This is a genomic window from Actinoplanes sp. NPDC051633 (assembly GCF_040681735.1).
GTDB lineage: Bacteria > Actinomycetota > Actinomycetes > Mycobacteriales > Micromonosporaceae > Actinoplanes.
In genome coordinates this window covers 1-8082 of record NZ_JBFAZH010000251.1, presented here as the reverse complement: position 1 = coordinate 8082, position 8082 = coordinate 1, and the positions used below count along the sequence as shown (strand labels likewise).

At 71.9% G+C, this 8082-nt stretch carries 7 protein-coding genes and 1 pseudogene; 2 read left to right on the top strand and 6 right to left on the bottom strand.

All coding sequences use genetic code 11. The features are described 5' to 3' along the window. Window positions 1-445 (bottom strand): annotated as a pseudogene (locus tag AB0M20_RS16425) (hypothetical protein); the annotation flags it as partial. Window positions 446-588: 143 nt separating this feature from the next. Here AB0M20_RS16425 and AB0M20_RS16420 point away from each other — a divergent pair. Both AB0M20_RS16420 and AB0M20_RS16415 read left to right on the top strand, forming a co-directional pair. Next, entirely contained in the window at window positions 589-1620 is a 1032-nt protein-coding gene (locus AB0M20_RS16420) for a glycoside hydrolase family 16 protein (protein WP_364298836.1), read from the top strand. Between the two features lie 119 nt (window positions 1621-1739). Beyond that, window positions 1740-3014, top strand: a complete 1275-nt coding sequence (locus tag AB0M20_RS16415; protein WP_364298834.1) for a hypothetical protein — start codon at window positions 1740-1742, stop codon at window positions 3012-3014. A 28-nt stretch (window positions 3015-3042) separates the two neighbouring features. Here AB0M20_RS16415 and AB0M20_RS16410 read toward each other — a convergent pair whose 3' ends face one another. The 5 genes from AB0M20_RS16410 to AB0M20_RS16390 all read right to left on the bottom strand — a co-directional run bounded on the left by AB0M20_RS16410 (window position 3043) and on the right by AB0M20_RS16390 (window position 7933). After that, complete coding sequence (locus AB0M20_RS16410) at window positions 3043-3375, bottom strand: hypothetical protein (protein WP_364298832.1); 333 nt, start codon at window positions 3373-3375, stop codon at window positions 3043-3045. An 87-nt stretch (window positions 3376-3462) separates the two neighbouring features. Next, window positions 3463-4284 carry an AraC family transcriptional regulator gene (locus AB0M20_RS16405; RefSeq protein WP_364298830.1) on the bottom strand — a complete coding sequence of 274 codons (822 nt, stop codon included), beginning with the start codon at window positions 4282-4284 and terminating at the stop codon, window positions 3463-3465. Window positions 4285-4308: 24 nt separating this feature from the next. Beyond that, complete coding sequence (locus AB0M20_RS16400) at window positions 4309-5136, bottom strand: sulfotransferase (protein ID WP_364298838.1); 828 nt, start codon at window positions 5134-5136, stop codon at window positions 4309-4311. Between the two features lie 59 nt (window positions 5137-5195). After that, window positions 5196-6599: a polysaccharide biosynthesis C-terminal domain-containing protein gene (locus AB0M20_RS16395; protein WP_364298828.1), complete on the bottom strand. Its 1404-nt coding sequence runs from the start codon at window positions 6597-6599 to the stop codon at window positions 5196-5198. Further along, window positions 6596-7933: an O-antigen ligase family protein gene (locus tag AB0M20_RS16390; RefSeq protein WP_364298826.1), complete on the bottom strand. Its 1338-nt coding sequence runs from the start codon at window positions 7931-7933 to the stop codon at window positions 6596-6598. The genes AB0M20_RS16395 and AB0M20_RS16390 overlap by 4 nt, the downstream gene beginning before the upstream one ends. Between the last annotated feature and the right edge of the window lie 149 nt (window positions 7934-8082).

The following is an 8082-nucleotide window of genomic DNA, read 5'->3' as shown; positions in this document are numbered from 1 at the left end:
GGGCGGCCGAGTCGGCTTCGAAGTGGGCCGCCTCGGCCGGATCCGCGCGCAGGGAGAGCACGCCCCCGCGCAGCCAGTTCGTCCAGCCGCGGTAGAAGACGCCGTACGCCGGAGTGAGCGACTCGTCGAAGGGAGCTCGGCCCTCGGCGGTCTCCAGGGCGGCCAGCGCCCAGCGTGCCTCGCGCAGCTCGTCGGCACGTTCGGCGGGCGGCTCGGACAGGCCGAGGTCGATCTGGGTGAGGCCGTAGAGCGCGTACGAGAAGAAGTAGCCCTCCGGGAAGAGTGCCTGGGCGTCACCGGCCGACCCGCTGTCGAGCGACGACCTCAGGAACGCCATCTGGCGGCGTACCCCCATGGTGTCGTCGGCGGGCCCCACCAGGCGGATGGCCGCGATCAGCGCGGCCACCCCCATCACCAGGGCGATCGAGGCCCTCGCCACACGCACTCGCCGAGCCTAGGAACCAGGCGCAAACTCGCTGCCTTAGTGGATCCTTAAGGTTCAGCGCTCGGGGCTGTGACCTTGGCTCGACCGCCGTTACGCTCGGCCATCGATCAACCGCCATGATCACGCCACGAAAGCGACCATAGATGCCGTCCAGGGCGCACGCCCCTGCCCATGCCGCGCGAGCCCGCTGGGGCAGGACCCTGTCCATCCTCGGCGCGGCGGCCACTGTGGTGATGACGGCGTCGTTGCTGCCGCTGGTCGGGCGGGACACCTCGGATGCGGCCGTACGGCCCGTCGCCCTTCCCGGCCCGGCGCCGGACTTCTCAGCGGCGCCGCCGCCGTCCGGCGCATCCGCTTCGGGATCCGCGTCCGCGTCGGCGCCCGCCTCGGCGAAGCCCGCCCCGAAGCCCGCCGCCGCCAAGCCACGCGGGAAGTCCCCCGCCAGGCAGCCCGTGGCCGATTCGGGGTGGCGGCTGGTCTGGGGCGACGAGTTCGACAAGGGCTCGATCGACCGGTCGAAGTGGAACCTCCGCAACGGCGAGGGCCGCAGCATCGACAAGGGGTGCAACGTCAGCAGCCCGGCCAACACGTTCGTCAGCGGCGGCAAGCTCACCCTGCGCGCAATGCGCCAGACGGCCACCTGCAGCTCGCAGACGCGGCAGTTCACGCAGTCGTACCTGGACACGATCGGCAAGCACACCTGGACGTACGGCCGGTTCGAGATGCGCGCCAAGTCGCCGAACAAGCCGGGCTCGTCCAAGGGCCTGTGGCCGGCGTTCTGGCTGCGGCCGGCGGACGGCGGCAACGGCGAGATCGACGTGACCGAGCTGCCGGGCGGCGACAACTGGTACGCGAAGTCGACCGCGGCCATCTTCTACGACTACTCCCCCGTCAAGCAGGACATCCGGATCGCGCTGCCCGGCGGCGGCCACCCGGGCGACGGATTCCACACGTACGCCACGGAGTGGACCGCCGACTCGCTCACCTGGTACATCGACGGGCAGCGCGTCTGGACGCGGGACCGCGGCACCACCCCGTTCTTCGACAAGGTCTTCCACAAGCCCTACAACATCCGGCTCAACTTCCAGGTCGGCGGCTGGCTCGGCGATCCGGACGCGTCCACCGCGTTCCCGGCCGACTTCGTCGTCGACTACGTGCGCGTCTACCAGCGCTGATCTCCGCTGATTCCGGCTGATTCCGGCCGAGTTCAGCGCCGGTCGAACGCTCGGCAGGGTCCCGGTCCGCACCGCCGGGGCCCTGTCGTCATCTTCGGCGCTTCGCCTATCGTCAATCCGTGATCCCCAGGCAGCGCACGCCGTCGTCGGCCGAGCCGGGCTATCCCGACGGGGACCCGCGCTCGCGACCCGACGGCATCGGGTGGGTCACCAGGGCCGTTTTCCCGGGCCACGGCGTGCGGCTCACGGTGGGTGCGTCCGCGGCCGGCGGCGGTCTGCGGTACGCGGTGGTGCCGTCGCTGGACGCCGCCCGGTTCCTGCTGCCGTTGCCGTCGCGCCGGGTGACCGCCGCATCGGTGCTGGCATACAACGCCCTCCGCCCGCCGAAGGTCCGCGCGTCCCGGGCCGCGATCGGCGCGCTGGCCCGCACCGGCCTGCTCGGCCTGACGCGGGCGCCGGTGCTGACCGTCGAAGGCGGCCCGCTGCTGTGGGACCACCTCGCCGACCTCCTGGGCTCCGGGGAGTTGCACGCCGCGATCGGCATCCGGCCGCCGGACCCGCACCACAAGCCGACCCTGCAGCTCTTCGACGATCGAGGACGACCACGGGGGTACGCGAAGATCGGCTGGAACGCCGGCACCCGCGCGATGGTCCGCCACGAGGCCCTGACCCTGGCATCGCTGCCGCCGCCGGTCGCCGGCTTCCCGGCCACGCCGCGCCTGCTCGTGCACACGCAATGGCAGGACCGCGAGGTGGCGGTGATCGAGCCGATGCCGCGTGAGGTGCGCCGGATCCGCAAGCCGGACTCGCCCCGCACGGCCGCGATGCTGGCGGTCGCCCGGCGCGGCGGCCCGGCCTCGGTGCCGCGCCCGTTCGGCGATTCGCCGTTCGTAACCTCGTGGCGGCGCCGGACGGCGGGCGCCGCGATGGCCGCGGCCGCATCCGGTCCACAGCCGGCCACAGTGGATGCCGCGATCGACGCCCTGGTCGCCCGCGACGGCGCTGGGGGTGTGGAGTTCGGTGACTGGCACGGCGACTGGGTGCCCTGGAACATGGCCCGGCGCCGCGGATCGCTGCTGGTGTGGGACTGGGAGAACCATGCGCCGGACGTGCCGGTCGGCTTCGACCTGGCGCATCAGGCCTTCCAGACCGCGCTGTCGACGCACCGGCGCCCGGCCGCCGACTGCGCCGCCGCGGTGGACGAGGCGCTGGCCCGCCACGGCGCCGCGCTGGGCGTCGGCCGGCCACGCCTGGTCGCCGACGCGTACCTGATCGAGCTGTGGCTGCGCACGTACGAGCTGTCGGCCGGTGGCGCCGGCTGGAACCCGAAGCTGCACCCGGCCCTGCTGGACGTGCTCACCGACCGGCTCGGCCTGACCACGCCGGCTGCCTGATCCCGCGCGGCGGAGTTTTCGCCCCTGGTCAGGCCGCCGGGCGGGAGACGTCGTAGAGGAGGTGGGTCACCCGGTCGCCCTGGGCGACACGCGAGGGGTCGTCCAGGCGGACGGGGTCGCCGGGGCCGAAGAACGGCCGTCCCGATCCGAACACCACTGGGACGACGTTCATCACGACCTGGTCGACCAGCCCGAGCCGCAGCGCCTGGCCGCCGATCTGCCCGGCGGCGAGGTCGACGACGCGGGCCCACTCGACGTCGCCGTTGCCCAGCCAGTCGAACAACGAGCCGACCCCGTCGCTCTCATCGGCGATGAAACCGTCGGCCGAGACGGCCGCGCAACCCATGATCACCCTGCTCATCGCACCTCCTCGTGCTGTGCTGTGTCGCGCTGTGTCGTGCTGTGCGCCGATTCTGCGGCACGCACCGGCGGGGACGCTTGTAGAAAATCAATCAGCCGGCAGCGGCCCGACGTCGAGAGCGTTGCCGGGGTGGTCGGCGCGGAACCGCCGCCGCAGGGCCAGGTAAGCCGTTGGGGTGCATCCGGTGAAGGCTTGGAACTCCTTGACGAAGTGCGACTGGTCGAAGTATCCGGCGCGGGCTGCCAGATCGCTCCAGTCGACCGCCGCGGTGGCGTCGACACCGAGCACGACCTTCTCGAAGCGGTAGGTGCGCGCGAGCCGCTTCGGGGTGATGCCGACGATCTGCTTGAACCGGTGGGCGAGATGCGTGGCGCTCACCCCGGCGTCCGCACACAGGTCACCGATCGACAACGCGCCGGACGCGGCGGCGATCCGTCCGCTCGCGTGCCGCACCAGCCCCAGTCCTGGAACGTCCGCCAGCCGTCGCCGCAGCTCCACCTCGAGCAGGTCGAGCATCGCCTCGGGGGTGGCCGCCGCGTCGAGCCGGGCCCGCAGTTCGTCGCCGGAGCGTCCCCACACCTGGTCCACGGTCAGTGGCAGGTCGCAGAGCTCGGAGCCCGGTATCCCGACGAACGGCGCCCAGCCCCACGGCTTGAAGTGCACGCCGACCGACCGGGTGAACCGCGGATAGGCGAACTCGACGTGCCGGGTGCCCGTGGTCAGCAGGCACCCGTCCGCATATCCACTCCGGCCGCCCACGACGAAGGGGTCGCCGAGGTTGAGGATCAGCACCGCGGACGGCATGGGCGGGAGCTTCAACCGCGGGTACGGCGCGACGCCCTCGAGGTGATAGAGGTCGTCGATCAGCCCGTCCAACGGCGGTCGCGGGACCCGGGACACGTACTGCATGCGTCTGTTTCTACCGCGTGCGTTCTAGCGCGCCCAGTCCACGGTCAGGCCCAAGCGCTCGGCGAGCTCCTCGTTGTGCGGGCGATAGTGCGCGGTCAGCTCCGCGCGTACCCCCGGGTCCATGCCCTCGCTCGGCCGGTCGTTGAAGACCTCGTAGCCCGGCAGCTCGTGGGGTGGGAGGCCGATGTGGTCGAGCACCCTGGCGTAGGACCTGGCCGGGGCGCGGTAGAACGTCTCGCTGGGCAGGAAAAGGAACTGCCCGCGCTCGAAGCGGTCCAGCCACGGCTCCAGATGCTCCAGGTAGCGACCCCGCTCGCGGTACGCGTACCAGTCGTAGCGCTCGCTGAAATACCACGGGTCGACGATCATCTTCGCCCGCTCGCCGGCCGTGCGGGACTCCTCCGCGGCCAGTGCCGATGCGAAGTCCAGTGGCTCCACGCCCTCGCCGCGGCGTTCCTTCCAGTGCGAGTACGCCCGCTCGACCGGATCCCGCAGCAGCACGACGATCCGGACCCACGGCATCAGCGCGGCGACCCGTTCCGCGGCGAGCGGGTGGAACATGTACATCGGCGCCGCCTCCCCGGCCTTGGGCGGCGCGCCGTGCCGGCGCTGCAGGGCGGCCCGATGCCGGGCGGTCGGGAAGTGCGAGCGGTACCACGCCTCGCCGCGCCCGTACTTCTCCTCGAAGTAGTGCGAGGTCTTGGTGTTCCAGGCCGGGAAGAGGCGCGGCACGAGCGGATGCCGCAGCAGATACCGCCAGAGCGAGGTGGTGCCGCCGCGCTTGGTGCCGATCACCAGGAAGTCGGGCAGCGGGCGCCGGTCGCTGGTCCGCTCGCCGTAGCGTACGAGCATCTCGCGGAGCCCCTCGCGGGCCTGCCGCGGCGCGACGGCCTTGACCACATCCTTGACCGTCACAGCCGCACCACCGATCGCACCCGTCCGTCCAGAAGCGACACGATAGCGGCCACCGACAACACGCCCAGCGCGATCGCCAGCCCGGCCAAGCCGCGCCCGCCCAGCCAGATCCCGAGCCCGCCGGCGGCCGCCGAACCGGCCGTGACGACCAGGAGGGCGAGCCTCATCGGCCGGCCGGTCAGGCCCCCCAGGACCCGGCGCGCCAGCACGGCGGCCAGCACGTTCTCACAGACGATGCCGAGCGACCACGCGATCGCCGCGCCGAGCGCGCCCATCCGCGGGATCAGCAACAGGCCGGCGACCACATTGACGGCCAGGCCGCAGAGGGTGGCGAGCAGGTGCCCGCGGCTGTTGCCGCTCATCAGCAGCACGGTCTGCACCAGGCCGACGCCGACGTTCACCAGCATCGCCACGGCGAGCACGGCCAGCGGCGTGGCCCCCGCCGCGAAGTCGCGGCCGAAGAGTGCGAGGAAGGCCGGCGCGAAGAGGGCGAGCAGCAGGTACGCGGGCCAGGAAAGCACCACGATGGTCAGCGTCGTGCGGCGGTACACCTCCGCGGCCTCGGTCGTCCTCGAGGCGGCGAGCAGACGGGACAGCTGCGGCGCGACCGCCACCCGCAGCCCCTGCATGATGAGCAGCCCGGCCAGCGCATAGCGCCCGGCCGCGCCGAACACACCCGCCTCCGCCGGGCCGGCCAGCGCCCCGGTGAGCAGCACTCCGACCCACATGCTGCTCGCGTCGATCGCCACCGACGCGGCCCGGGGCAGCGCGAAGTCCCAGAACGACCGCCAGCCGTCCGGGCGTGCGAAGCGGGGCGCCAGGATCAGCGCGATCAGCAGCGCGACCGCCATCGGCAGCAGCCAGGCGCCGAAACCGAGCACCAGGCTGCCACCGGCCAGGATCAGCAGCACCGGCCGCAGCACCGGGACGAGCACCATCTGGACGCCGACGTACGCGCCGATCGGCCGCGTCGCGCGGACCGCGGCCAGCAGCACGGTGGCGGCCACGATGACCGGCAGCCCGGTGAACGCCAGCCGCAGCAGCGCCGGGCCGGGCAGGCCGAGCGCGGCGGAGACCGGGCCGGCCGCCAACAGGCCCGCGGCGGCCAGCGCCATCGCCAGGCCGCAGGTGGGCAGCACCGCGACCGAGAGGAGGCGACCCGGGTGCGAGAAGCGCGGGATCGACCACATCAGGCCGGTGTCGGCACCCAGGCAGCACACCGCCGCGGCGATGGTGACCAGGCCGATCACGGTGAACAGCGCACCCGATCCCTCGGCCCCGTACACCCGGGTGAGGACCGTGGTGAGCACGAAGCCGGCGGCGCCGCTGATCGCCGCACCCGCCAGCCCGATCGCGCCGCTTCGCGTGCCCCGGCGTTCCGCCGAGGTCGTCGCGGTCATGCCGACGACCGGTTTATCGGACCGTCGACGGCGGCCAGGCCCAGCCCGATGCCGCAGAACAGCACCGACATGATCGGGCTCAGGAACGAGTAGAACGGCGTCACCACGACCGCGACCACCGGCAGCGCGCTGAGCCACAGCCCGGCGCGGGTGACCGCGGTCGACATCCGCCGGGCGATCACCGCGAAGATCAGGTAGAAGCAGATGGTCGCGGGGATGCCGTGGCTGTAGAGCAGCTGCCAGACCATGCCCTGCGTGCCGAGCGGCTCGGCGGCGAATGTCGTGTCCACCTGGTTGGGCTGGCCGAACCCGAGCAGCGGCGAGTGCATCACCGCCGCCCAGGTCTGCGCATAGAGGTCGAAGCGGTCGCGGTTGGAGTAGGTGGTCTGGGTGCGCGAGGTGATCAGGTCGAAGACCGGCACGAACAGCGTGACGACCCAGCCGATCAGCAGGATGCCGGCGACCGGCAGCAACAGGCGTACCCGGCCCCGTCCGATCTCCCGCAGGAGCAGGTAGAGGACGCCGCAGGCGAGCCCGATGAACATGCCCCGGTTGAGCGTCAGGTAGGCGGGCACGATGGACAGCGGCAGCGAGACCAGCAGTGTGATCATCATCCAGCGCCGGCGCACCACAGTGAGGCAGGCCAGTACGAACGGCACCAGGAAGCAGTACGCGGTCCCCCAGTTGTTCGTGTACGGGAACGGCGCCGACGGCCGGTAGATCGGGTTCGCGCTGAGCTTGTTGAACTCGGTCGCGTCCAGGGACGTGATGTCGGTGATGTAGCGCTCGCTCGCGATGCCGTCCGGCAGCAGGATCTGGAACGGGCTGGCCACGCTGAACTTCGGGAACAGCACACCGAACCAGCCGAACGCCACCATGCACAGCCAGAAGACGAGCAGCGGGTTGACGATCCGGGCCCACGGCGTGCCCTCGCGCGCCAGGTTGTAGACGTAGACGCCGACCAGGAACGCGGTGATCAAGTGGCCGAGCCGCAGCGCGAAGAGCACCACCGAGGTCAGGTGCTCGAGACGGGTCGCGCTGACCAGGACGATGCCGAGGAAGATCAGAAACAGCATGGTGCCGGTCGGCCGCAGCACCTTGCCGCGCACGGTCAGCAGGACGAAGAGCACCACGCCGAAGAACGGCCAGACGATGAAGAAGACGCCGAGCACCCACCAGATCGGCATCAGCGTGAACATCGCGACCAGCGGCCAGACCGGCAGCCGCGGGATGCGCACCCGCCACGCGGTCGGATCGAGGACGCCCTCCTCGACCCGGCCGACCGCGCGGGCGACCACGTGCGCGGAGCCGCGCCGGGTCGCCGTGCTAGACACCCTTGCCCCGCTTCTGCGCCATCCGCAGCACCTTCTCGCCGGAGAGCAGGCCGAGGATCACCGGCACGACGACGAAGACCCGCTTCTCCCGCGGGTTGAGGCGCAGCACCGCGGCCAGCTCACGGATCGCCTCGATGCGACGGCCACCG

Bases quoted from the DNA above. Each gene is read 5' to 3' on its own strand.
- AB0M20_RS16420 (WP_364298836.1), top strand. From the start codon at position 589: ATGCCGTCCAGGGCGCACGCCCCTGCCCATGCCGCGCGAGCCCGCTGG.
- AB0M20_RS16410 (WP_364298832.1), bottom strand. From the start codon at position 3,375: ATGAGCAGGGTGATCATGGGTTGCGCGGCCGTCTCGGCCGACGGTTTC.
- AB0M20_RS16405 (WP_364298830.1), bottom strand. From the start codon at position 4,284: ATGCAGTACGTGTCCCGGGTCCCGCGACCGCCGTTGGACGGGCTGATC.
- AB0M20_RS16400 (WP_364298838.1), bottom strand. From the start codon at position 5,136: ATGCTCGTACGCTACGGCGAGCGGACCAGCGACCGGCGCCCGCTGCCC.
- AB0M20_RS16395 (WP_364298828.1), bottom strand. From the start codon at position 6,599: ATGACCGCGACGACCTCGGCGGAACGCCGGGGCACGCGAAGCGGCGCG.